The following is a 25301-nucleotide window of genomic DNA, read 5'->3' on the forward strand; positions in this document are numbered from 1 at the left end:
AATGCCACCGGGGTGACCGCCGGTCGCACAAAAGACAGCCACAATCCGGCGCATACTTTTTCCACCCATGTCGCACCACCCCAACCCCCGATCCCTGCTCACGACCACCATGCGCGGCGTGCTCGACCGCATCGCCCGCGCCGGCCACCCGCCCATGCACGCGCTTTCACCCGCGCAGGCCAAGCAGGCCTACGAGGCGGGCGCCGGAGTGCTCGATATCCCCTCGCACAAACAGGTGCGCGTGGACGATCTGAAGATCCCGGCGCGTGACGGCTTTGAGCTGCCTGCCCGGCTGTTCGCCCCCGCATCGGAGCACCCGCTGCCGGTGCTGCTGTACTTTCACGGCGGCGGCTTCACCGTCGGCAGCGTGGCCACGCACGAACCGCTGTGCCGCCACCTGGCCCACCTCGCGCATTGCGCGGTGGTCTCGGTGGACTACCGGCTCGCACCGGAGTGGCAGTTTCCCACCGCCGTGCACGACGCCTGGGACAGCCTGGCCTGGTTGCGAGAGAACGCTGCGACGCTGCGCCTGGACGGCAGCCGGATCGCGGTGGGCGGCGACAGCGCGGGCGGCACCCTCGCCGCCGTCACGGCCATCAGCGCCCGCGACGCCCGCTGGCCGCTGGCTTTGCAACTGCTGTTCTACCCCGGCGCCGCCGGCCACCAGAACACCCCCAGCCACAAGACCTTCGCCAAAGGCTTCTTGCTCGAAGAGGCCCACATCACCTACTTCTTCAACCACTACCTGCGCTCGCCGCAAGACCGCGACGACTGGCGCTTCGCCCCGCTGGACGGCGTGGACGAAGCGGGCGAGGTGCGCGACCTCGAAGGCGTGGCGCCGGTCTGGATCGGTCTGGCCGAATGCGACCCACTCACCGACGAAGGCGTGCAATACGCCGACCGCCTGCGCATGGCGGGTGTGCCGGTCGACCTGGAGATCTACGCCGGTGTGGTGCACGGCTTCATCCAGTTTGGCCGCGCCATCCCGCAGGCCCTGACCGCGCACAACGACGCTGCCCGCGCTTTGCGCCATGCTTTTGGAGACCACTGAGATGCCCACGATGAAACGCGCCGACTTCCGCTTCTTCCACCGCCTGCGCGTGCGCTGGGCCGAGGTGGACATGCAGAAGATCGTGTTCAACGCGCACTACCTGATGTATTTCGACACCGCCATCGCCGACTACTGGCGTGCGCTGGCGCTGCCGTATGAAGAGTCGATGCAGCAGCTTGACGGTGATCTCTACGTCGTCAAAGCCACGGTGGAGTTCCACGCTTCGGCGCGGGTGGACGACCAGATCGAGGTGGCCATGCAGTGCAGCCGCATCGGCACCTCGTCCATGACCTTCACCGGCGCGATCTTCCGCGGCGAGGAACACCTGATCTCGGGCGAACTGGTCTACGTGTTCGCCGACCCGGCCACGCAAACGTCACGCCCGGTGCCCCAGGCCTTGCGCGACACCGTGCTCGGCTACGAGGCGGGTGAGGCCATGGTGACGATCCAGGTCGGTCACTGGAGCGAGCTCGGCGACGATGCCCGGCGCATCCGCACCGCGGTGTTTGTGGAAGAGCAGCGCATTCCCAAAGATCTGGAGAGCGACGCAGCCGACCTGACGGCGGTGCACGCCGTGGCCTACAACCGCCTGGGCCGGCCGGTGGCGACCGGGCGCTTCGTGCCGCACGAGCCGGGGGTGGTGAAGGTCGGGCGCCTGGCGGTGCACCGCGTGCTGCGCGGCGGTCACCTGGGGCGCCAGGTGTTGCAGGCGCTGTCGGACGCTGCCCGCGACGCCGGGGAACGCGAAGTGATGCTGCATGCGCAGCGCAGCGCCGTGGGCTTTTACGAGCGCCTGGGTTATCTGGCCCGGGGGGCGTCGTTCGAAGAAGCGGGCATTGAACATCTGGAGATGTTCAAGCCGCTGACCTGAATCACCAGAACAGGGTTTCGCTGCGCCGGTTGTGCGGGTTCCAGGCATGCCCTTGACCGGCTGCGGGTGCATGGGTCCATTCGTCCACGGCCACCCGCCAGGCCGCCGGCGCCGCACGGGTTTCTGAGGTCTGGACGCTCAGGACCAGACTGCTGCGGGTGCCGTAGCCGCGCTCGGGCAGGCTGACAAAGGGGCTGGACAGGCCGTGTTCCAGCTCCAAGGGCACACCGGTATCCGGCAGTTCGTGTGTGGGCACTCGCCGGATATCGGCCAGCGCCACAGTCAGGCTGGCCATTGGCAAGGGCGCAGAAGCGGGCTGTGCCAGGCAATCACCGAGCGCCTGCTTCAGCCGTTCGCTCTTGGGCCAGGGGGTGTCGAGCGCTGCGTTGGACAAGCCGTAGACACCCGCCTGCAAGCGCCGGCTGTGCAAACCGGTGGGATGTTCGTCGTGCGGATGCTCGGGGTCGCGGTTGCCGGCCCAGGCCCAGAATTTGTTGTGGAAATCACCCACCACCAGGTTGAAGCCACCGTACGCGGCCGGATCGAGGTCATCCAGCAGCGCTTCCCAGCTCAGCCCGCCGTTCAGCCAGCGGGTGGCCAGTTCGCCCCGGCTGCGCTGGCCCGGCCCGGCCTGGACGCTGCGCACATTGGTGAGCATGGCCACGCGGCCGGTTTCGCTGACCCCCAGCCAGGTGCCGCCGTCCCGCAGGTCGCGCCCGGCCACCACACCGGTGCCGTCGGGCAGGGTCCAGCGGTGCAGAGGAGCCGTCGGCCGGTCCAGGAATTCGTCGCGGTTGGCCGCGATCAGCAACGGACAGACCGGGCTGGCATCGATGGCAAAGGCGATCAGGCACATGGCGGGACCCGCCCGAGGCGGTCAGACGTCTTCCAGCAGCGGGTAGGGGAGGGGCAACAGGTGCAACACCGGGCCCGTGGCACTGCCGGAATGCAGGCTGCCGCCCGCTGCCGCGCTGGTCTGCATGGACACGGTGGCGCTCCAGCCGCCCGCAGGGTTGGCGGCAGCAGCGGCCACCGTCCCGCAGGGCTGTTCGGCGTCGCTGCTGTGAAACACGTCTTGCCCCACGGTCAAAGGTTCATCGGCCTGCACCTGAAACGCACGGCGCTTGAGTGTGCCGCGGAACTGGCTGCGCGCCACCACTTCCTGCCCGGGGTAACAACCTTTTTTGAAGTTCACGCCGCCCACCGATTCGTAGTTCAGCATCTGCGGCACAAAGGCTTCCGCGATCGGCTGGGTGAGGGTGGCCACGCCGGCCATCACATCCAGCCAGGCCCAGTGGGCTTCGGGCAGGGCATCGCCCGCGGGCGGCGGGTGGCCGGCCGGTGCCACCCACAGTGCGCGGGGCAGGCCTTGTGACGGGTAAATCGCGATGGTTTGGGCGCCGCCCGGTTCGCCGGACTTGCTCCAGGGTTTGGCGTCTGCAAGCGCGGCGGAACCGCTGAGCCCCCAGACCTGAAATTCTGCGCTCGCGTCGCTCAGCCGGGCCTTGGCCCGCAGCACGAACATCGACAGGCGCTTGAGTGTGGCCGGCAGCAGGTCGCGGCTGCAAACCAGGAGCAGGTCGTCGTGCGCGAGCTTGAAGCCCACAAAACTCGCCAGCATGCGGCCCTTGGCCGAACAGAACGCCGCCAGCCGCGCTTCGGACAGGCCGAGCAGGGCAAAGTCCTGCGTCAACTGGCCGTGCAGGAACTTCGCAGCGTCTTCGCCCTGGACGCGGATGATCCCCAGTTGGGGCAGCGGGGTCGCGCCGTGGAGCGCGGTCAGGGGAACGCTGGGCAAGGTGGGCGGGTTCATGGCGTGGGTGGTGTGGCGTGGGGGTGTGGCGAGCAGGGGAACAGCGGTCGATTATCATCTTTGGCCCGGGTCTCTGCCGGCGCCGCCACCCATCTCCTCGCACACCCCCGACCCGTGAAACGCCTGTTGTTCCTGTTGTTCTGGCTGCCGCTGCTCGCGATCGGACTGGTTACGGGCGCTGCCTGGTGGTGGCTGCACGAGCCGCTGATGCTGCCAGCCGATGCCAGCGCACAAACGCCGGTGGAATTGAACATCCAGCCGGGCAGCTCGGCGCGCGTGGTGGCCCAAGCCGTGACCAGTGCCGGGGTCAGGGTGCCGACCGTCCTGCTCTACGCCTGGTTTCGAGCCTCTGGGCAGGGCCGGTCGATCAAGGCCGGCGTCTACGAAGTCAAACCCGGCGCCACGCCGCGCAGCCTGCTGGACCAGCTGGTGCGTGGCGAGCAGGCGCTGCGCAGCCTGACCCTGGTCGAAGGCTGGAACGTGCGCGAGGTGCTGGCGGCGGTGCGTGCTTCGCCCGACCTGAACCAGGATATTGACGGCCTGGGCATGGCCGACATCATGGCCCGCATCGGCTACGCCGGGCGGCACCCGGAAGGCCGCTTTTTCCCCGACACCTACCGCATGGTCAAACACGCCACGGCGTCCAGCGTGTTGCGCCAGGCGGCCCAGGCCATGGATCAGCGCCTGGCCGAAGCCTGGGCCCAGCGCGCGCCAGATTCGCCGCTGCGCTCGCCCGAAGAAGCGCTCATCCTGGCCAGCATCGTCGAAAAGGAGACGGGCGCCGAAGTCGACCGGTCGATGGTGGCCGGCGTGTTCAGCAACCGTCTGCGCATCGGCATGCGGCTGCAGACCGATCCCACGGTGATCTACGGCCTGGGTGAACGCTTCGACGGCAACCTGCGCCGGGCGGACCTCGAAACCGACAGCCCCTACAACACCTACACCCGCGCCGGCCTGCCGCCCACGCCGATCGCCATGCCCGGCTGGAACTCCTTGCTGGCGGCGGTCAAGCCGGCGGCCACGCCCGCGATGTACTTTGTGGCGCGCGGCGACGGCAGCAGCCAGTTCAGCGCCACGCTGGACGAACACAATTTGGCGGTGCGCCGCTATCAAATCAAATGACCCCCCTGCGCCGCTTCGCGTCTTCCCCACTGAGCAGGGGGGACCACACCAGCCGCCCGGCAAAGCCGGTTCGGCGGTGTGTGCTGGGCCACGTCCTTCGTCGGCACGAGGGAGCCCTGAAATGACGGTTGGTTCGACAGGCCTGTTCATCTCTTTTGAGGGCATCGACGGTGCGGGAAAGTCCACCCACATCGCGAACCTCGCCGACGCTTTCCGCGGCCAGGGCCGCAACGTGACCCTGACGCGCGAACCCGGCGGCACACCACTGGCCGAAAAGCTGCGCGCCATGGTGCTCGGCGACGCCATGGACCCGCTCACCGAATCGCTGCTGGTGTTCGCCGCCCGGCGCGACCACCTGATGACTGTGATCGAACCGGCGCTGGCGCGCGGCGATGTGGTGTTGTGCGACCGCTTCACCGACGCCACCTTCGCTTACCAGGGTGGCGGTCGTGGTTTTGACCTGCAGACGTTGGGCACGCTGGAGCGCTGGGTGCAGGCGACACCCGCCCTGCAGGGCAAAGGCATCCGCCAGCCCGATCTGACGGTGTGGTTCGATCTGCCGGCCGAGACCGCCGCGGCCCGGCTGGCCGACGCCCGTGCGCCCGACCGTTTCGAAGCCCAGCCGGTGGCGTTTTTCCAGGCCGTCGCCGCGGGCTATGCGGCGCGTGCCGAAGCCGAGCCATGGCGCTTTGCGCGCATCAACGCCGACCAGCCGCGTGAGCGGGTCTGGGCCGCCATCGCGGGGGCGTTCGCCCAGCGGGGCTGGTTGCCGGCACCGGCTGAATCCGGCCCTTCATCCAGCTGACGCGCAAGCCATGGCCACCCGTTCTACACCCCCTGACACCGTCGCCCAGCCCATGGCCACCCGGGCCCCTTGGGTTCAGCGCCAGCTGCAGGCACTGCTCGCGCAGCGGGGGCATGCCTGGCTGTTGCAGGGGCCGTCGGGCCTTGGGCAATACGAGTTGGCGCTGGCGCTGGCGCAGACGTGGTTGTGTGAGCAGCCCACGGCGTCGGGCCCCTGTGGGGTCTGCGCCAGCTGCCACATGGTCGATACCCACGCCCACCCCGATTTTGTGGTGCTCATGCCCGAGACCGTCATGCTCGAACGCGGCTGGCCCCTGGCCGAAACCGCGCAGAAAGAGATCGACGACAAGAAGCGCAAGCCCAGCAAGGAAATCCGGGTCGAGGCCATGCGCGACACGGTCGCCTTCGCCCAGCGCACCAGTGCGCGGGGGCGGGGCCTGGCGGTGCTGGTGTACCCGGCCGAGCGCATGAACCACGTGACGGCCAACGCCTTGCTCAAGACCCTGGAGGAGCCACCCGGGGACACCCGCTTCGTGCTCGCCAGCGAGGCCACCCACCAGCTGCTGCCCACCATCCGCAGCCGTTGCCAGACCCATGCCATGGACTGGCCCCCGGAACCGGAAGCGCTGCAGTGGCTCCAGGACAACGCGGCCAGCCGCCCCACACCCGAGCAAGCGCAGGTCTGGCTGCGCGCGGCCGGTGGGCGACCGGTGGATGCCCTGGCCTGGGCCGGCACCGGCCTGAACGCCAAGGCCTGGGCCGAGCTGCCCGCCGCGCTGGCCCGCGGCGACTGGAGCACGCTGGCGGGCTGGCCCGCAGCGCAGCAGCTTGAACTGCTGCAGAAACTCTGCCACGACCTGATGGTGCATGCGGCCGGCGGCACACCACGCTTCTTCAGCGCAGCGAACCTGCCGGTGGCGCCGCGCTGGGGCGTGCTGGCCCGGTGGTCACGCGAGCTGCTGGACGCGGCGCGCTCGGTCGAGCACCCGTACAACCCCGGTCTGATGCAGGAAGCCTGGGCCGCACGCACGCGGCAGGCGCTGGTTTCCCGCTAAACTTGTCGGCCATGAGCACCAGCCCCCCCGCATCCAACGCCTCAGCTCGCCCGAGCGTGATCCAGCTCTCCATCAAGGAGAAAGCGGCGCTGTACGCGGCCTACATTCCGTTGTTTGCCGACGGGGGCATTTTCATTCCGTCTTCGCGCGAGTACCGCATCGGCGACGACGTCTATGTGCTGCTCAGCCTGCCCGACGACCCGCAGCGCTACCCGGTCGCCGGCAAAGTTGCATGGGTCACACCCGCCAAGGCGCAGGGTGGACGCACGCAAGGTGTGGGCATCCGTTTCCCGGCTGACGAAAAATCGCGCCTGCTCAAGCTCAAGATTGAAGAGATTCTGGGCGCCAGCCTGGGCTCGGACAAGCCCACTCAGACCATCTGAGCCGCGGTGTGGCCAGCGCCACGCTGGGCGGGCCAACCGCCATCTCGCCATTTTCCCGCCCAACATGTTCACCGATTCCCATTGCCACCTGAACTTCCCGGAGTTGCGCGGAGACTTGCCCGCGATCCTGGCCGCCATGAGCGAAGCCCAGGTGGACCGCGCCCTGTGCATCTGCACGACGCTCGAAGAGTTTGACGATGTGCACGAGCTGGCCCGTGATCACGCCAACCTGTGGGCCACGGTGGGCGTGCACCCCGACAACGAAGGCGTGCAGGAGCCCTCGCTGGACGATCTGCTGCGGCGCGCCGATCTGCCACGCGTCGTGGGCATCGGCGAGACCGGCCTGGACTACTACCGCCTGAATGGGCGCAGCGTGGCCGATATGGCCTGGCAACGCGAGCGCTACCGCACCCACATCCGCGCCGGTCGCCAGACCGACCTGCCGCTGGTGATCCACACCCGGAGCGCATCGGAGGACACGCTCACCATCCTGCGCGAGGAGGGTGGTTTTGAAAGTGCTGCCCCATCCGATCTGCCGCGCTCGCGGGGGGTGTTTCACTGCTTCACCGAAACCGAGGCGGTGGCCCGGGCCGCGCTGGAGCTGGATTTCTACATCTCGTTCTCCGGCATCCTGACCTTTCGCAACGCCAGCGATCTGCGTGAGATCGCCCGTTTTGTCCCGCTCGACCGCATGCTGATTGAAACCGACAGCCCGTATCTGGCGCCGGTGCCCCACCGGGGCAAGACCAACAACCCGGCCTTCGTGCCCTTTGTGGCGCAGCAGATTGCCGAGGTCAGGGGCGTGGCCGTGGAGGCGGTGGCCGAGGCAACCAGCCGCAATTTTGAGCAACTCTTCAACCGGGTCATGGCGTGAAAATATTCATGAAACACTTTAAGTTTTGGCATAAGTGTTTTGTTTTTACAGTATTTTTTTCATCTTCTTTGGCCGCCAATGCTGGAACCTTCGAGGATTTTTTCAGCGCGGCCAAACTCGACAACGAGTCCGTGATGGTTGGGCTCACACTGCGTGGTTTTGACCTCAACACCGTTGACCCACGCGGTGACAGCGCCCTGCTGATCGCCGTGCGCGAGGGGTCTCGCAAGGTGGCCCTGTTCCTGCTGGAGCAGCCCTCGGTGAAAGTTGAAGCCCGCAACCCCAAAGGGGAGAGCCCGCTGATGCTCGCCGCACTCAAAGGCGATCTGGACATGGCCAGACGCCTGATCCAGCGCAAAGCCGAGGTCAACAAGCCCGGCTGGACGGCCTTGCACTACGCCGCGTCCAACACCACCCAGGCCAGCCAGGAGATGGTTCGCCTGCTGCTGGAACACCACGCCTACATCGACGCGGAATCACCCAACCGCACCACACCCTTGATGATGGCGGCGCATTACGGCCATCCGGCCGTGGTGAAGCTGTTGCTGGAAGAGGGCGCAGATCCCCTGCTGCGCAATGAGCAGGGGCTGACGGCGATCGACTTCGCCCGGCGGGGCGAACGACAGGAATCGGCCGACCTCATTGCGGCCTTTGTGCGCCGAAAACGCCCCACCGGCACCTGGTGAACGCGGCCCGGACGGCCCGTTTCCGCGCCCGGGGCAGGGCAGGGGCACCGCCCGGACTCAAGTAGGTGTAATCCCTCGGTAGGTGTAACCCACATCGATATACCGTTAACAGTCCTCCAGAATGCCCCACATTCCAAACTTGAGGAGATGCACCGTGGCCCTGGCCAGTCAGAAGGATTTCTTTTCGGGACTCATGTTCACTGCGGTGGGTGGGTCGTTTGCATGGGGCGCCACGGATTACACCGTGGGAGAGGGTGCTCGCATGGGACCGGGTTACTTCCCGCTCATGCTGGGCATTCTGCTGGCCATTCTTGGCACCGTCATCACGCTCCAGTCGTTCGTGAAAGGCAACCCGGGTGGCGACAAGATCGGCGCCTTCGCCTGGCGCCCCTTGGGTTTCATTCTGGGATCCAACCTGGCCTTCGGAGCCCTGCTGGTGGGGCTGCCATCCATTGGATTTCCGGCCATGGGCCTGATCGTGGCGATCTACGCCCTGGTGTTCATCGCCAGCCAGGCGCAGCCCGGCAGCAAACTGAAGGCAACGTTCATCCTGGCGACGATCCTGGCTGCTGGCAGCTACGGCGCTTTTGTCAAACTTCTGAGCTTGCAGTTCCCGGTGTGGCCTGCGTTCCTCACGAACTGATCACAAGGCACCACCATGGAATTGTTTGACAACCTCGCACTGGGTTTTGGCGTCGCCTTCACCTTCCAGAACCTGGTCTACGCCTTCATCGGCTGTCTGCTCGGCACGCTGATCGGCGTGTTGCCCGGCATCGGGCCACTCGCCACCATCGCCATGCTGCTGCCCGCGACCTACGGCTTGCCGCCGGTGGCTGCGCTCATCATGCTGGCCGGCATTTACTACGGCGCCCAGTACGGCGGCTCCACCACCGCCATCCTGGTCAACCTGCCGGGTGAGGCTTCATCGGTGGTCACCGTCATCGACGGCTACCAGATGGCGCGCAAGGGCAGGGCAGGCCCGGCGCTGGCCGCAGCCGGCCTGGGCTCCTTCTTTGCCGGATGCGTGGGCACCCTGATCCTGGCCGCTTTTGCGCCACCGCTGACCGAAGTGGCACTCCAATTCGGCCCGGCCGAATACTTCTCGCTCATGATCGTGGGCCTGATCGGCGCCGTGGTGCTGGCCTCAGGCTCGCTGATCAAGGCCTTGGCCATGATCGTGCTGGGCTTGTTGCTCGGCCTGGTGGGGACCGACGTGAACTCGGGTGTGGCGCGCTACAGCTTTGACATCCCCGAGCTCACCGACGGCATCAGCTTCCTGGCCATCGCCATGGGCGTGTTCGGTTACGGCGAGATCATCAGCAACCTGTCGCGCCCCGAAGAACACCGCGAAGTCTTCACCGGCAAGGTCGAAGGCATCATGCCGACCAAGGAAGACTTCAGGAACATGATACCGGCCGTGCTGCGCGGCACCGCCCTGGGTTCGGCGCTGGGCATCCTGCCCGGTGGTGGGGCGCTGCTGTCGGCCTTCACGGCCTACACCCTCGAAAAGAAGACCAAACTCCGGCCGGGTGAAGTGCCCTTTGGCCAGGGCAACATCCGCGGCGTGGCCGCGCCCGAAGCGGCCAACAACGCCGGCTCGCAGACCTCGTTCATTCCGCTGCTGACCCTGGGCATTCCGCCCAACGCCGTGATGGCGCTGATGGTCGGTGCCATGACCATCCACAACATCCAGCCGGGTCCGCAGGTCATGACCAGCAACCCCGAGCTGTTCTGGGGCCTGATCGCCTCGATGTGGATCGGCAACCTGATGCTGGTGATCCTGAACCTGCCGCTGATCGGCATCTGGATCAAGCTGCTGACCGTGCCGTACCGATGGCTGTTCCCGGCCATCGTGCTGTTCTGCGCCATCGGCGTGTACTCGACCAACAACAACAGCTTCGACATCTGGATGGTCGCCATCTTCGGTTTCATCGGCTACCTGTTCATCAAGCTCGGCTGCGAGCCAGCGCCCCTGCTGCTGGGCCTGATCCTGGGACCCATGATGGAGGAATACCTGCGCCGCGCCATGCTGATCTCCCGCGGTGACTGGTCGGTCTTTGTGACCCGGCCGTTGTCGGCCAGCCTGCTGGCTGTCGCCGCGGTCCTGCTGGTGGTGGTGCTGCTGCCTTCGATCAAGAAGAAACGCGAAGAGGCCTTCGTCGAAGACTGAGGCCGATCTATCGACCTGGCGGACACGCCTGGAGAGCCCGATCAGAGATATCTGATCGGGCTTTTTTGTTGGTCATCTGATCTCCCAGCGTGGTGGCCTGACAGGGCCGCCACCCACATCATTTTCAGCGGGCCAAGAATACCGGAGGGAGCATTGAGTTGACTCAATTTTTACTACAGGTTTCTCAGTACCTTTGAGGTTCATCAACCTGGAGACCACAACATGGCAGACCCGCTTTTGAACCAGACGCCCACCTTCACATCCACCCATGTGTTCAGCACGAACGATGTCACGGGGACTTTCGACGGACTCACGCAGGGCACCGTGGGCGATGGGACCCCGGTGGTTGATTTCAACGCCGTTCCCGAGATCACAAAAGAAGGCGTTTTCCTCTATCCCATCAACAGCGAATTCGGCTACAACGTGACCGATTTCGTCGGCGCGGAGGAGAAGGACTTCGTGGCCGACCCGGAATATGAAGAAGGCTGGGTGGGCGATCTGACGGGCGCAGGCGGTGAACAACTGGGGCTGGTCATCTCCAACTCCCCGACCGACAGCTTCAAGACGCCCGCGCTGCTGGGTACCTGGCTGGCGGGCCTTGGCGGGGAAACCATCAAGGCTTCGACCGAGCACTACGTGGTCATGCAGAACATCCTGTCCGACCAACGCTATCCGGGAGATCCGTTGGCGCTCTATCCGTTGGACGACAACCTCAAGATGGTTGGCGGCGAATACGACGGCCAGTATGTCGTCGATATCCTGCCCCTCGTGGGCGACGTGAATGGCGATGGTGTTGTCGATATCAAGGATATCCTGCAACCCAACGAGACGCAGATTGCCGAAAACATCCTTGTGGGGGCCGACTACTCGGTGACCATGAAGGACGACGGCAAGCTTTTGTACCGGTGGGGCAATGTGATCAAGAAGCCCAATGACGTCCGGATCGAAACGAGCCTGGATTTGCCCGATGAATGGTTACAACGCAGCACCGAACCAGAAGATAACGGATTGATCCCGCTGTTCCGGATCACGCAGGCCGAACTGGTCACGAATCACACGATCACCAACAACCCGAACGACCAGATCCGCCCCGAGGATTTTGAGAACGAATCCGCCATCGGGACCCTGCCGACCTATGAAATCCTGCCCGACGGCAAGTGGGTCACGACGGATGCTTACTACGCTGGCGACGGCACGCTCTACCCCGCCGGAACGGTGCTGAGGGATCCCGCGCTCGTTACGGCGATTGCAGGATCCACATTGGTTGCGATCGGGGCAACCTCATCGGATCTGGATATGGGGTTCACCAATGCCTGGTACACCACCATGGACCGCGAGCCCTTCGAGGCGGTGCTGAATCAAGATGGCACCGACTACATCGTCGGTCCCCGCTGGCGCCTGCAGCCCGACAAATACGGTCAGGACCTGCCCAGTGTGGATATCCCCCTTGATCCCAGCCTGCCACCCCCACCGACGAAGGATGAGCTGAAGTACGAGTCGGGCACCGACACCACGACCGTCATCAACCTGCTCGACTGGGCACTTCCGATCTCGCCGCTGTCCATCAGCGCAGGCTTCCAGAACCTCTCGGGAACGACTTCTATCAACGGTCTGAACATGACCGACAACTTTGATGTCGCGTTCTATGTGAAAGGCGACATCAAACCCGCCACGCTCTACGACACCACGCTCGTGATGACCTACGAAGAGCTTGCGATCTATGGCCTCGGCCAATCCATCGAGGGTGGGGAAGGATCTGACTACCTGGTCGGCATGGGTGGAAACATCTTCACAGGCGACTTCGGCACCGCCATCGAAGGGGAGGACCTTTTTGTCCTTGCTTATGGTGCCGGAGACAACTGGGCCCAGATTCTCAGCAGCACGATCATGGACTTCCAGGTTGGCGTGGATACGCTGGGTCTCATCGATTTCGGCGTGACCGAGGGCAACTTTTCTCAACTGGTCAACCAACTGGTGATAGATGGCGATCTGTACATTGACCTGGACGGTTTTGACATCGTCATGCTCGAAGGGGTGACGCAAGAGTTGGGTTATGAGGACTTCCTTGTCCTGAACCGATCTCAAGCCAACAATGCCGCACCCACGGGCAGTGTGATCATTGACGACACCACCCCAGTGCTCGACCAGGTCCTGACCGTCACCAACACCCTGGCCGATGCAGACGGCATCTTCGGAGTGGTGAGCTACCAATGGCAGGTGTTCAACGACATCGACGGTATCTGGGAGGACATTGCGGGTGCTGTTCTGGACACCTACACCGTGACCGAGGCCGAAGTCGGTGCAAGCCTGCGCGTGGAAGCCTCATACGTCGATGGCCTTGGGTTCACCGAAACAGTGGTTTCCGCCCCCACGAGCTTGGTGACTGCATTGGTCAACAACATCACCGGCACCGCTGCTTCAGAGATCTTGATTGGAACGGACCTGCCTGACCTCTTCCAGGCACTCGCTGGCGACGACACCCTGATCGGTGGCGCGGGCAACGACACACTCGGTGGCGGGATTGGCGTGGACTCGATGGTGGGCGGCACGGGGGACGACCTCTATCTGGTCAATACGACCGCCGATGTTGTGGTGGAGCTGGTGAATGAAGGCCTCGACACCGTGGATTCGGCGGCCACCTACACGCTCAGTGCCAACGTGGAGAACCTGATATTGCGCAGTGGCTTTGGCAACATCAACGGCACCGGCAACGCCTCCGCCAACATGCTGACGGGCAACGAAGGGGCCAACCAGCTCTCGGGGCTCGGCGGTAACGACACGTTGGATGGAGGCGCTGGCAATGACACCATGGCAGGCGGTATCGGCGACGACACCTACCACGTGGACAGCGTTGGTGATGTGATCACGGAAGCGGTGGGTGCTGGAATCGATACCGTCATCTTCAGCGGAACGTCCTACACCTTGGGCGTCAACGTGGAGAACCTGGTGTCCACCAACGCCGTGGGCGCCACGCTCACGGGCAATACATCGGCGAACCAGATCCTGGGCGGCGACGGTAACGACAACATCGCTGCAGGCCAGGGCAATGACACGGTGGAGGGTGGTGCGGGCAACGACACGATCGGTGGTGGGATCGGCGTGGACCTGATGATCGGGGGCACCGGGGACGACCTCTATCTCATCAATGACACCGCCGATGTCGTGGTGGAGCTGGCGGCTGAGGGCATCGACACCGTGAATTCGGCGGCCACCTACACGCTCAGCGCCGACGTGGAAAACCTGATATTGCGCAGTGGCTTTGGCAACATCAACGGCACCGGCAACGACTCCGATAACGTGCTGACAGGCAACGAAGGGGCAAACCGGCTCTCGGGGCTCGGCGGCAACGACACCATGAATGGTGGACTGGGTAACGACGTGTTTATCTTTGGCAACGCCTTTGGCCAGGACAGCATCATCGGGTTTGATGCAGACCCGACGGGAGGGCAGGACCTGCTGGACATCTCGGCGCTGGGTATCAACGCGGGCAACTTCGGGGGCAGCGTGTCGTTCTCGGAGGTCGGGGGCAACACCCTGATCAGTATCGGGTCTGACAGCATCACACTGGTGGGTGTCATCGGCCTTGGCACGGTTTCCCAGCAGGACTTCATCCTCGCCTGACAAAACAACACTGCGATTTCCACCGGTCAGGTTTTCCTGATCATTAAAAGCCCCCTCCAAAGAAGGGGGCTTTTTTTGCTCCCACACGGAACAGACACGCCTGACCCACTACCAGCGACCACAGCTTTGACCGTCCGGCGTGAGCTTGAACCGTGAACCAAGCAGAGCGCGGGTTTGCAGCCGCTTGACGTGACCGTCTTTGCCTTTATACTACATTCCACGATGTATATTATGTATAGTTAATGTCGAATGAAAGAGGACCTCTCTTCGGCCCAGATATTGCATACAAGCTTTCAGGTGTCGCCTATGCGGGGAAACACCTGCTGGCGATGCCCCGAAATTGGACTGCCCAGACCTACAATTGGTGCGCCCGTCAGGAGGCCAATCCTGTCGATCCACATGCTTGATGACCAAGGACTTACATGAAAAACCTGTTTCTTTCCCTGAGCCTGATTGGTGCAGCCGCGCTGGTTGGTTGTAGCAAGACCGAAACCCCGGCACCGGCCGCTCCGGCCGAACCCGCTGCAGCTGCAGCACCGGCGGCCCCCGCCAGCCAGTGGCCTGAACTGCGCGTCGCGATCGACCCGACCTACAAGCCGTTCACCTACAAGACAGAATCTGGCGAACCCGCCGGTTTTGACGTCGACGTGGCCAAGGCCCTGTGTGATGAACTCAAGAGCAAGTGTGTCTTCGTCGAACAAGCCTGGGACGGCATGATCCCCGGCCTTCAGGCCAAGAAGTACGACGCCATCATCTCCTCGATGTCGATCACCGAAGAACGCAAGCAGGCCGTGGACTTCACGGGCAAGTACTACAACACGCCGTCGTGCGTGGTGGTGAAGTCGGCGCTGAACCTGGGCGCGGAAGCTGCGAATTTCAAGGGCAAGAAGATCGGCGTGCTCAAAGCGTCCACGCAAGAGAAATACGCCATGGGTGAGCTCCAGCCCGCAGGTGCCACCATCGTGCCTTACGACGCTCAGGATCAGGTTTACCTGGACATCAAGTCTGGCCGCCTGGACGGTACCGTGGCCGATGTGGTCGAAGTCAACGGCGGTTTCCTGTCCACGCCCGATGGCAAAGACTACGCCTGTGCGGGCACCCGCATCCCGGTTGAATTCGATGCCAAGTACTTCGGTGCTGGCGCTGGCGTGGCCATCCGCAAGGAAGACACGGCTCTGCGCGACGCCCTGAATGCCGGCATCAAGGCCATCCGCGACAGCGGCAAATGGAAAGAGCTGGCCGAGAAGCACGTGCCTGGCGTGGACATCTGGGGTTCCTGAGCCTGAGCGCCCGGAGGTTCTGATCCGATGACGACCTACTTTCTCAATATCCTGCAGGGACTGTTGGTCACACTCGGTGTGTCCTTGGGCGCGCTGGTGGTCGCCGCCCTGTTGGGTCTGGCCGGCGCGGCAGCCAAGCTGTCGCACCACAAATGGCTCAACTGGGTGGGCGACATCTATTCCACCGTGATCCGGGGCGTCCCGGATCTCGTGTGGATGCTCTTGCTGTATTTCGGTGGCCAGATTCTGGTCAATGACATCGCAGAAGCCCTGGGTTTTCGCAGCGGTCCGCAGATCAACCCGTTTGTGGCGGGTGTGCTGACCATCGGTTTTGTTTATGGCGCCTACATGACGGAAACCTTCCGTGGCGCCATCATGAGTGTGCCCAAGGGCCAGTCGGAAGCCGGTTGGGCTTTTGGCATGAGCCGGTTCTACACGTTTCGGCGCATGGTGCTCCCGCAAATGGTGCGTTTCGCCCTGCCCAGCTTCACCAACAACTGGCTGGTGCTGTTGAAAGCCACCGCGCTGGTCTCGGTCATTGGTCTGGCCGACATCACCAACCTGGCCAAACAGGCGGGCGCCGCGGCGCGTGGCCAGATCCCGGGCGCCGCCATCATCTTCATGGCCTTTGCCGGCCTGCTCTACCTGTTGATTTCCAGCATCAGCCTGCTGTTGCTGCGACGCGCTGAAAAACGTTATTCGGTCGGCGTCAAGCGGGGGGATTTCTGATGGACAAGTTCGCCATCATCTTCCAGCCGCAGAACCTGCAGCTCTACTGGACCGGCCTGATTGCCACCATGGAGCTGCTCGGGGTCAGCCTGATTGCGGGCGCCATGCTGACGTTGCCGCTCACGCTGATGCGGGTGTCGCGCAACCGCTGGGTGTCGTCGCCGGTCTGGTTGTTCACCTACGTGGTGCGTGGCACGCCGCTGCTGATCCAGGTCTATTTCATCTACTACGGCATCGCGCAGCTGGAGTGGGTGCAAGGCCTGTGGGACACCCACTGGCCGTTCACCTGGTTCAAAGACCCCTTTTTCTGCGCCGTGCTGGCGTTCACGCTCAACACCTGTGCCTACACGGTCGAAATGCTGGCGGGCGCCATCAAGGAAACCCCGGCGGGTGAAATCGAGGCAGCCCAGGCGGCGGGCTTCGGCAAATGGAACATGATGTTCCGCCTGATCCTGCCCAGCGCCATGCGCCGCACCCTGCCGGGCTATTCCAACGAAGTGGTCATGATGCTGCACGCCACCTCGCTGGCCAGCGTGGTGCCCGCGCTGTACGACCTGACCAATGCGGCCTACGCGATCTACAAGACCTACTACCTGGCGTTCCAGCCGTTCATCTTCGTCGCGGTCCTGTACTTCATGCTGACCTTCGCGCTGGTGTACGTGTTCCGGCTGCTGGAACGCCGCTTTCTCGCCTATCTGCGCCCCATTGCCCACTGACACGACCACCCTTCCTGGGGTAGCCTTGCACTTGTCCTTGGGCATGGCCTGGCCAATGCCCGTCCCGCAGCGTGTTGGTGCGCCTTGAACGTCGATATGCAACAGATCAACCACCCCCTCCTCTCGCCCGCACTGGGCACCCAGCGCCACCTGAGCAGCTGGCATTTCGGGCAGCCAGGCCAAGGTCCCAAGGTCTATGTCCAAGCCAGCCTGCACGCGGATGAGCTGCCGGGCATGCTGGTCGCCCACCATCTGCGCGGCCTGCTTGAAGTGGCCGAACAGAGCGGCCAGCTGCTGGGTGAGGTCGTGCTGGTGCCGATGGCCAACCCGATCGGTCTGGACCAGACCACCATGCACCACCAGCTCGGACGCTTCGAGCTGGCCAGCATGGAGAACTTCAACCGCAACTACCCGGACTTTTTCGCCCTGGTGAAAGACGACGTGGCCACCCAGCTGGGGCCCGACGCCGGGCAGAACAAGCACCTGATCCGCGCGGCCATGCGCCGCGCCCTGGACGCCCAGAAGCCAGAAACGGAGCTGCAGAGCCTGCGCCTGACACTGATGCAGCTGTCCCACGACGCCGACATCGTGCTCGACCTGCACTGCGACTACGAAGCGGTGGTGCACCTCTACGTGGAGCGGCCCATGCTTGACCAGATCGAACCGCTGGCGTGCTTCCTGGGGGCGCGGGCGCTCCTGTGGGCCAAGGGTTCCGGGCCATCGATCTCGTTTGATGAGGCGCTTTCGGGTCCCTGGTGGCGTCTGCGCGAGCACTTCACCGACCGGTTTCCGGTGCCTCTGGCCTGTGCCAGCACCACGGTGGAGCTGCGCGGCCAGACCGATGTGTCCGAGCCGCTGGCGCGCCAGGACGCGCAGGCGATTTTTCACTACCTGCAACATGTCGGTGTGCTGGCTGGCCCACTTCCCGAACTCCCGTCAGCCCTGTGCGACGCCACGCCGCTGGCCGGCACGGAGTCGCTGCATGCGCCCCATCCGGGCGTGATCGTGTTCGTCGCCCAGGTGGGTGACGTGGTCCAGGCCGGGCAGACACTCGCCCATGTGGTCGACCCGCTGACGCCGCGCACCACGCCCATCCAGAGTTCGATAGCCGGCGTGGTGTACGCCCGTCACAACCTGCGCTGGGCCACCAGCGGCATGGAGATCTGCCGCGTCGCCGGCGCCACCCCGATCCGGTCCGGCAATCTGCTCAGCCCTTGAATCATCCCCCTTACCCATGACCACCAAACTCGAAGCCATCGACATCCGCAAGAGCTACGGCAGCAACGAAGTGCTCAAGGGTGTTTCGGTCACGGCCCACGCGGGCGACGTGATCAGCATCATCGGCTCTTCGGGGTCGGGCAAATCGACCTTTTTGCGCTGCATGAACCTGCTGGAGCGCCCCCAGCACGGCCGGATCATCGTGGCCGGCGAAGAGCTCAGGCTGGTGACTGCCAAAGACGGCATGCTCAAGGCAGCGGACGAAAAACAGCTGCAGCGCGCAAGGTCCCGGCTCGCCATGGTGTTCCAGCATTTCAACCTCTGGTCGCACCTGACGGTGCTCGAAAACATCATCGAGGCGCCGATGCATGTGCTCGGTCAGAGCAAGGACGAAGCCGTGACCGCGGCCCGCAAGTACCTGGAAAAGGTGGGGCTGCGCGGCGTGGAGGACAAATACCCGGCGCACATGTCGGGCGGCCAGCAGCAGCGGGTGGCGATCGCCCGGGCGCTGGCCGTGGAGCCCGAGGTGATGCTGTTCGACGAACCCACCAGCGCACTCGACCCCGAACTCGTGGGTGAGGTGCTGCGCGTCATGAAGCTGCTGGCCGAAGAAGGCCGCACCATGCTGGTGGTGACGCACGAAATGGGCTTCGCGCGCGAGGTCTCGAACCACCTGATCTTCCTGCACAAAGGCTGCATCGAAGAACAGGGCGTGCCGGCCGAGGTGCTGGCCCGGCCCAAGAGCGAGCGGCTGGCGCAGTTCCTCTCCGGCAACCTCAAGTAAGCCGCGTACGCGGCCGGTCAATCGGCCAAACAGCGGGGTTCTTCACCCGCTGATGACCGGCTTGCCCGCCACCCTTTTGTTGGAACATAGGTCCAGCCTGATTGGCACCTTGTACGCCCCAACGAAAGGATTTCCCCATGAGCACCACCGAATCGGTTGGCAACATCGCCAGCGGCCTGCTGTCCTCCATCAGCGCCGCCTTGTCCACACACCTGCAGGACAAGGCGCTCAAGAAGATGGATACGGATGGCAACGGATCCGCCAGCCAGAGTGAATTCCAGGCGGCCATGGAGAAGGTGTCCGGCAAACTGGGCATCGACATGGGTGAAGACGGCGCTGCGAGCCTGTTTGCCAGTTTTGATGCCGACGCCGACGGTGCGCTGAACGCCGCCGAAGTGGGTCAGGCGATCAAGAATGTGTTCATGCCGCCCGAGAACACGCAGGCCTTCGTGCAGTCGCGGGGTGATGAAGCGCGCTTTACCGAACTCGACGCCGATGGTGACGGCAGCATTTCGATGGCCGAGTTCGGCATCAACCCGGCGCAGACGGGTGAGATGTCCATGGTCAGCACCACCACAACGACCACGACCTACGTCAACACCGCGGGTGAAACCGCCAGCGGCGCCGAGGCGGTCGCGGGCACCGATGCAGCGCAAGCACTGGCGGCGGCCACGGGGGCGTCCGAAGCTGCCGCAGAACCCGCCACCGTGACCGCAGCGGCCGACCCGTTGCAGGAACTGATCGGCTCGGTCGACAGCGACGGCGATGGCCAGATCAGCGGCGCCGAATTGAACACCTTTGTGGCCCAGCTGAGCAGTCAGCTGGAGGCCGCCTCGAAGAAATACAACGACGTGGCGCTGGCCTCAGCCAGCAGCGCCAAGACCCTCGACGAAGCAGCCTGACCCGGCAACAGCCATCAGGGCACCAGTTTCAGGCTGCTGACCCAGCGCTCGGGATGCATCTGCAGAGGACGGTATTGCACCGCCGCCCAGTCATCGCTCATGTCGCGGTAACGGCCTGAAAACACGTTGCCACTCTGCCCTGTCTGGTAGATGAACACCGACTTGTCGAGGTCGGCCAGGTCGTAGACCGCTCGCAGACTCGCCGCATGGCGGTTGGCAAAGGGTGCGTCGGCCTTGTCCAGGTGGTACTGCCCCACGTTGAGGGTGAACGGGTCGCCACCGGTGGGCGTGCGCACCTCAAACAGCGTCGCCAGTGCGCCCACGTTGCTGAACGGCCGGTGTATCGAGATCGCCGGGTGCGCGGTCCCCCAGCGCCAGGCCGAAACGTCCTGCCCCTGCATCGCCGACAGGCGGTCCAGCGCGCGGTTCAGGGCGGCGCCACTCGCGGCCGCACAGCCACCCGCCCCACACCAGCCGGCATCGTCACGTTCCAGCAGGTCTTCGACGGCGTTGCGAAACAGCCGCTTGCCGTAAATCGCCTCGAAACGTTCTTGGCCCAGCCGACCACCGATGACCCCGCGCGTGAATTCGTCGATCCACGCGGTGTAGATCAGCGGCGCCGCTCCGTCGGCGCGCATGCCACCGTCAAAACCTTTCAGGGTGGCCTGCGCCGCAGCGGCCAGCGGGTGGGTGGACGCGGTCTTCTGCAGGAACGGCAGCAGCCGCAAGGTGGCGGCCGATTGCTGGTCGGCGTGCATGGCCTGGAAACTGGCGAGGTCGTGCTTCGGTGTCTGCGCCAGCAAGGTCTCGATGCGTTCCTGGCGGTAGGGCGCGGCCCAGTCCTGGGTGAGAAAGTGCGGGTAGTCCGGGCCGTGGATGCGCTGGTTGGCGGTCGCGATCCAGCCCTTGCTGCCATCGTCCTGCGGCGTAAGTTCGTAGGGCAGCCAGCCCGCCCAGTCGTAGCGAGCCTCCCAGCCCGGCGCGGGCGCGACACCACGGATGTCGTTGCCGGGCTGGCGCAGGGGAATCTTGCCCACCGCTTTGAAGGCGATGCGTCCGCTGCGATCGGCCGCCAACACGTTCTGCATCGGTGCGTGGAAGTCGCGGTAGGCCTCCAGCAGATCGGCCACGGAACCCGCGCGGTTCGAAGCCAGTGTGGCCTGCACGTTGAGGTTGTCCGCATCAAGCGCGGTCCAGCGCAGCGCCAGAGCGTAGCGCCCGGTGTCGATCAGCGCCTGGGTGCGGCCCGGCACATCGCTGATCACCGGGCCGTGGCGCGTGCGGCGCACGGTGTGCTGCACGTCGGCCTGCCCCTTGACCCGGATGGTTTCCACCCGGGTCTCGAAGTTGGCCCAGGCACTGCCCTGCTCCGCCGGCACGCGGTATTGCGCTGGATTCGAGGGGTTGACCTGCTCCAGGTACAGGTCCTGCACGTCGGGCCCGGTGTTGGTGAAACCCCAGGCCACCTCGCGCGTGCGGCCCAGCACCACGAAGGGTGTGCCGGGTAGCGTGGCGCCCATGACATCCATGCCCTTGAGCCCGTTCGCATCGGGTGCCTGCAGCCGCGCGAAATACCAGATGGCCGGCGCACTCAGGCCGAGATGGGGATCGTTGGCCAGCAGAGGTTGCCCGCTGACGCTGCGCGTTCCAGCCACCACCCAGTTGTTGGAGCCCTTGCCTTCGATGTTGCCGAGTTCGCGGGTCCATTCGCGCAGGTCCTGCCCGATGCGGGTGGCGAACGTGGTCACGCCGGGTTGCGCCCCGGAGGTCGCCAGCGGCTGGGGCCTGTAGACCCCGAGTTCGCGGTACAGCCGGGCCAGGTCGGCACTCGCCGCGGGTGGTTCACCCGGATAGGGCGGGAACAGTTCCCACAGCTGGGGCGTGTCCAGCACCTGCAAGGCGGTCAGGCGCGCGATTTCGTTGCCCCAGTTGCCCCCCAGATCCAGCGCCATCATGATCGACCAGGCCACGCTGTCCACCGGCTCCCAGTAGCGACCGCCGGCCGCATCGTCGCGCGGGTTGATCCCCAGGATCTGGAACTCCGGCGAAAGCGCCTGCTTGCCCTGCGCGTAAAACGCGTTCACCCCGTCGCTGTAGGCCTGCAAGGCCTGACGGGCTTCGTCGGTCAACCCCGCCAGCTGCGCGCGGGCGGCCTCGTGGATGCCCAGGCTGCGCATGAGGCGGTCGGTGTCCAGCGTGGCGGGGCCGAGCGCTTCGGAAAGCGTGCCGCGCATGACGCGGCGGTTGAATTCCATCTGCCAGCCACGCTCCTGCGCGTGAACGTAGCCCATGGCCATCCAGGCGTCGCGCGGATCGCTGGCCTGGATGTGGGTCACGTCGCTGGCATCGCGCTGCACCTGGACGCTGGCCCGCAAACCCTTGATCGCTAGCTCACCATCGGTCTGTGGCAGGCTGCGATTGGCGTAGATGGCCGCGGCGATCACCAGCAGCGACAGCAACAGGCCCACGGCCCAGGATGTTCTTTTCAACCAGCGCATGAATGTCTCCTTGAGGGCCGCCATGTTGCCATGACGTCCACCGCCCCACCGTCATCGGGGAGACGGGGTGGGGAGACTCAATCGCGCAGAGGGCCGTGACCCAGCAGCATGTGCCCGTCCACCAGCTTGAAACTGACGGTGGGAGTACTGATGTCGGTGAACGGTGCACCCAGGGCGAACTCGCCATCGCTGTGCAACAGGCACTCCTGGCGGCGCAGCGCGATCACGTTGTCGGTTCCGGCAAAACGGACCCAAGTGCCGTAGCTGCTGGTGTCTTCGAGCAGGTAGTTGCCCGAACGGATGTCGATGCTGGCGTGCAGGCGGGAAACGCGTGGATCGTTGATCACAAAATCGGCTTCGGGCACGCGACCGATCTTCACCGGCAGATCGGTCAGGTTGAACGCGTGGCTCATGTCCAGCCAGCCGAGTTCGATGCCTCCGTAGACCGACTCGGCGGATTTGCGCAGGGCGTGCAGATCGGCCGGCAGAGTCAGGAACTCGGACAGCATTTCCGATTGCCACTCAATGCGGAACACCTCGCAGGGTTCGGCCCGGCCCTTGATGCGCATGGGCCCCAGGCTGCGGCTGCGCACGCCGTTGCGCGCACCCAGCTTGCGGATCACCGTGCTGGTGACCAGGATCTGCTCGGGCCCGGCAAGATCACTCAAGCGCGACGCCACATTGACGGCATCGCCAAAACAGTCCCCATCGACCTGCACCACTTGGCCGCGGGCCATGCCGATCTGCATCATGAGCTTGAGCCGGTTGGGCCACCGGGCCACACGCTCTGCGTGCTCCTGCTGGATCTGGCTCATGCACTCGACGGCCAGCCGGTTGTTGGTGAAAGACAGCAGCACGCCATCTCCCAGCATCTTCACCACCTTGCCGCTGTGCGCCAGGCCCACCGACCCGATCCACTGGGTCAGCTTGGTCACGGCTCTCGCCGCACGGTCGTTGCCCAGTGTTTCGAACACGGACACACTGCCGGTGAGGTCGACAAAAGCAATCGTCAGTTCAGCCATGAATGATCAACATCTGCGTGGAATTACAACACACCGCCCTCGCCCACAAACACCACGGATTCAGTGCGGGCCTCGCCAAGGCTGCGTGATATTTATCACAAGACCAGCTGCCCAAGGGCCGGACAAGACCCTGATCCGACCCGCTGTTCCAAAGGTCGATCCGGTTAGCGCAAAAAAGACTTAGTTTCAAAGTAAAACCAAGTTGCTGGTGGTGATTTTCTATCTCCAAGGTACTCATAAAACGCATCCGTCATCTTAAGCAATTCTGCTAACTCCATGATTTGCCTGTTGTTTTCTTGACTTGGCTCAAGTTGCTGCGATTGCATTCAAGGTGTTGACTGTCGTATTCTGAGGGCCAATAGAAAAAACCAGTCGTTGAGGTTTCACCATGCGTTGGATCAAACCCGCTTTGAGGAACAGCATTTCAGCCCTGTTGGGCAACGAGGTGCGCAAGCACTCTCCGGAATCGCTGGAACCCGTTCGCCAGGCCATGCTCGCCGCCTTGGGCGAAGACGGTGCGCGACTCAACCCACGACTCAAACACCGGCTGCAATACCTGCACGATGCCCATGGCCTGTGGTACGCCCGTTCGGAAATGGTGGCCGTGCTCAGCAGCCTGCACGGCGAGGCCCACGCGGTCAATGCCGTCAAGAGCCTGTCATATGTGTTTCAGGGCCTGTTGCCCAAGAGCCTGATGGACGCCTGCCGCATGCGCCACTGAGCGGCGATACGGCCCGGTTCAACCCTCTTCAACCCCAGAAAACCAGGGCGTCCCTGCCCTGCACCAGCAGCTCCACCTTCTGCCCCACGGGCAGCATCACCTTGGTGGGCACGTGACCAAAGGGCAAACCGGTCAGCACCGGGGTCTTGGTCTTGCTGCGCAACCAGTCCACCACCGTCTGCAACTTGAACCCGCGGTCGTGCGGGCTCGGCTTGTAGCGGTTGAACGCGCCCAGCAACACCGCTTTCTGTTCGCCCAGGATGCCCGCGTGCAGCAACTGCGTGAGCTGGCGCTCGATGCGGTAGGGATGTTCGTTCACATCTTCCAGAAACAGGATGCCGCCCTTGACCTTGGGCAGCCACGGCGTACCCACCAGCGAACACAGCACCGACAGGTTGCCGCCCCAGAGGATGGCGTTGCGCACCTGCAGGGGTGGCGTTTCCTCGACCAGTTTTTTGGCCCGTGCCGCCAGCGACGGCAGATCCGACTTGGGCAGTTGCCAGCCCGTGCCCTCACCCTGCCCGCAGGCCATGTCGTCGAAGCAGGCTTCCATGATGTCGTCGGGCGTGCCTTCGCAGCCGAAGTCTTCTCCCAGCGCCGGACCGGCCCAGGTGGTGGCACCGGTCTTGGCCAGCAGCGCGCACTGCAGCGCGGTGAAATCGCTCAGCCCCACGAACTGGGTGCCTTTTTCGACGGCTTTGGCGATCTGCTTGTAGGGCAGCTCGGGCAGGAGGCGTGTGAGCCCATAACCACCGCGGGAGATGAGCGCCACATCCGCACCGCTGGCCGCCGCGCGGGCGACGGCCGCCAGACGCGTGGCGTCGTCGCCGGCAAAACGCGTGTGGCTGGTGAGCGCGGCCTCGTCGACCTCGACCTCATGCCCCAGCGTTTTGAGGCGGTTCACGCCACGTTTGAACGCTGCCTTGTCGCGTACCGCGCTGGACGGGGAATAGATGTAGATGTGGCTCATGGGAATGGGTC

At 64.4% G+C, this 25301-nt stretch carries 23 protein-coding genes; 18 read left to right on the forward strand and 5 right to left on the reverse strand.

Translation table 11 applies throughout. From position 1 onward, the window contains the following. The first annotated feature begins 67 nt into the window (after window positions 1–67). A complete protein-coding gene (locus F3K02_RS05360; protein WP_177134072.1) occupies window positions 68–1051 on the forward strand; it encodes an alpha/beta hydrolase in 984 nt (327 codons plus the stop codon). Between the two features lie 10 nt (window positions 1052–1061). Beyond that, complete coding sequence (locus tag F3K02_RS05365) at window positions 1062–1922, forward strand: YbgC/FadM family acyl-CoA thioesterase (RefSeq protein WP_177135396.1); 861 nt, start codon at window positions 1062–1064, stop codon at window positions 1920–1922. Window position 1923: 1 nt separating this feature from the next. Here F3K02_RS05365 and F3K02_RS05370 read toward each other — a convergent pair whose 3' ends face one another. Together F3K02_RS05370 and ygfZ are read right to left on the reverse strand one after the other, a co-directional pair. Next, complete coding sequence (locus F3K02_RS05370; protein ID WP_177134074.1) at window positions 1924–2778, reverse strand: NRDE family protein; 855 nt, start codon at window positions 2776–2778, stop codon at window positions 1924–1926. A gap of 21 nt (window positions 2779–2799) precedes the next feature. Next, entirely contained in the window at window positions 2800–3735 is a 936-nt protein-coding gene (gene ygfZ, locus F3K02_RS05375; RefSeq protein WP_177134076.1) for a CAF17-like 4Fe-4S cluster assembly/insertion protein YgfZ, read from the reverse strand. 114 nt (window positions 3736–3849) lie between these two features. Between ygfZ and mltG the strand changes: the two genes are divergently transcribed. The 15 genes from mltG (at window position 3850) to F3K02_RS05450 (ending at window position 20079) form a co-directional block, all read left to right on the forward strand. Further along, on the forward strand, window positions 3850–4857 hold the full coding sequence (gene mltG / locus F3K02_RS05380) for an endolytic transglycosylase MltG (protein ID WP_343067002.1): 1008 nt from the start codon (window positions 3850–3852) through the stop codon (window positions 4855–4857). Window positions 4858–4978: 121 nt separating this feature from the next. Continuing rightward, the gene (gene tmk, locus F3K02_RS05385; protein WP_177134078.1) at window positions 4979–5662 is read left to right on the forward strand and encodes a dTMP kinase; all 684 of its coding nucleotides are present in this window, start codon (window positions 4979–4981) and stop codon (window positions 5660–5662) included. Window positions 5663–5672: 10 nt separating this feature from the next. After that, entirely contained in the window at window positions 5673–6716 is a 1044-nt protein-coding gene (locus tag F3K02_RS05390) for a DNA polymerase III subunit delta' (protein WP_246309187.1), read from the forward strand. An 11-nt stretch (window positions 6717–6727) separates the two neighbouring features. Continuing rightward, window positions 6728–7099, forward strand: a complete 372-nt coding sequence (locus F3K02_RS05395) for a PilZ domain-containing protein (protein WP_177134080.1) — start codon at window positions 6728–6730, stop codon at window positions 7097–7099. Window positions 7100–7163: 64 nt separating this feature from the next. After that, window positions 7164–7973: a TatD family hydrolase gene (locus F3K02_RS05400; RefSeq protein ID WP_177134082.1), complete on the forward strand. Its 810-nt coding sequence runs from the start codon at window positions 7164–7166 to the stop codon at window positions 7971–7973. Between the two features lie 8 nt (window positions 7974–7981). Further along, window positions 7982–8659, forward strand: coding sequence for an ankyrin repeat domain-containing protein (locus F3K02_RS05405; RefSeq protein WP_177134084.1), 678 nt, complete (start codon window positions 7982–7984; stop codon window positions 8657–8659). A 154-nt stretch (window positions 8660–8813) separates the two neighbouring features. Next, entirely contained in the window at window positions 8814–9302 is a 489-nt protein-coding gene (locus F3K02_RS05410) for a tripartite tricarboxylate transporter TctB family protein (protein WP_177134086.1), read from the forward strand. 15 nt (window positions 9303–9317) lie between these two features. Then, window positions 9318–10829: a tripartite tricarboxylate transporter permease gene (locus tag F3K02_RS05415; protein WP_177134088.1), complete on the forward strand. Its 1512-nt coding sequence runs from the start codon at window positions 9318–9320 to the stop codon at window positions 10827–10829. Between the two features lie 222 nt (window positions 10830–11051). Further along, entirely contained in the window at window positions 11052–14450 is a 3399-nt protein-coding gene (locus tag F3K02_RS05420) for an autotransporter outer membrane beta-barrel domain-containing protein (RefSeq protein WP_177134090.1), read from the forward strand. A 422-nt stretch (window positions 14451–14872) separates the two neighbouring features. Then, window positions 14873–15730 (forward strand): transporter substrate-binding domain-containing protein, encoded by an 858-nt coding sequence (locus tag F3K02_RS05425; RefSeq protein ID WP_177134092.1) that lies wholly within the window; start codon window positions 14873–14875, stop codon window positions 15728–15730. A gap of 27 nt (window positions 15731–15757) precedes the next feature. Next, window positions 15758–16459 (forward strand): ABC transporter permease, encoded by a 702-nt coding sequence (locus tag F3K02_RS05430; protein WP_177134095.1) that lies wholly within the window; start codon window positions 15758–15760, stop codon window positions 16457–16459. After that, complete coding sequence (locus F3K02_RS05435) at window positions 16459–17175, forward strand: ABC transporter permease (protein WP_177134097.1); 717 nt, start codon at window positions 16459–16461, stop codon at window positions 17173–17175. The genes F3K02_RS05430 and F3K02_RS05435 overlap by 1 nt, the downstream gene beginning before the upstream one ends. Before the next feature lie 96 nt (window positions 17176–17271). Continuing rightward, window positions 17272–18393, forward strand: coding sequence for a succinylglutamate desuccinylase/aspartoacylase family protein (locus F3K02_RS05440; RefSeq protein ID WP_177134099.1), 1122 nt, complete (start codon window positions 17272–17274; stop codon window positions 18391–18393). A gap of 16 nt (window positions 18394–18409) precedes the next feature. Then, window positions 18410–19177 carry an ABC transporter ATP-binding protein gene (locus tag F3K02_RS05445; RefSeq protein ID WP_177134101.1) on the forward strand — a complete coding sequence of 256 codons (768 nt, stop codon included), beginning with the start codon at window positions 18410–18412 and terminating at the stop codon, window positions 19175–19177. A gap of 137 nt (window positions 19178–19314) precedes the next feature. Next, the gene (locus tag F3K02_RS05450) at window positions 19315–20079 is read left to right on the forward strand and encodes an EF-hand domain-containing protein (RefSeq protein ID WP_177134103.1); all 765 of its coding nucleotides are present in this window, start codon (window positions 19315–19317) and stop codon (window positions 20077–20079) included. A gap of 14 nt (window positions 20080–20093) precedes the next feature. Here F3K02_RS05450 and F3K02_RS05455 read toward each other — a convergent pair whose 3' ends face one another. Together F3K02_RS05455 and F3K02_RS05460 are read right to left on the reverse strand one after the other, a co-directional pair. Continuing rightward, window positions 20094–22577 carry a penicillin acylase family protein gene (locus F3K02_RS05455; protein ID WP_177134105.1) on the reverse strand — a complete coding sequence of 828 codons (2484 nt, stop codon included), beginning with the start codon at window positions 22575–22577 and terminating at the stop codon, window positions 20094–20096. A 77-nt stretch (window positions 22578–22654) separates the two neighbouring features. Then, window positions 22655–23599 (reverse strand): adenylate/guanylate cyclase domain-containing protein, encoded by a 945-nt coding sequence (locus F3K02_RS05460; protein WP_177134107.1) that lies wholly within the window; start codon window positions 23597–23599, stop codon window positions 22655–22657. A gap of 388 nt (window positions 23600–23987) precedes the next feature. Between F3K02_RS05460 and F3K02_RS05465 the strand changes: the two genes are divergently transcribed. Further along, on the forward strand, window positions 23988–24320 hold the full coding sequence (locus F3K02_RS05465) for a hypothetical protein (RefSeq protein WP_177134109.1): 333 nt from the start codon (window positions 23988–23990) through the stop codon (window positions 24318–24320). A 28-nt stretch (window positions 24321–24348) separates the two neighbouring features. On the opposite strand, the gene F3K02_RS05470 is transcribed toward F3K02_RS05465, so the two are convergent. Next, a complete protein-coding gene (locus F3K02_RS05470; protein ID WP_177134111.1) occupies window positions 24349–25290 on the reverse strand; it encodes an LD-carboxypeptidase in 942 nt (313 codons plus the stop codon). Between the last annotated feature and the right edge of the window lie 11 nt (window positions 25291–25301).

The organism is Hydrogenophaga aromaticivorans (assembly GCF_013387465.1).
Taxonomy (GTDB): Bacteria; Pseudomonadota; Gammaproteobacteria; order Burkholderiales; family Burkholderiaceae_C; genus Hydrogenophaga; species Hydrogenophaga aromaticivorans.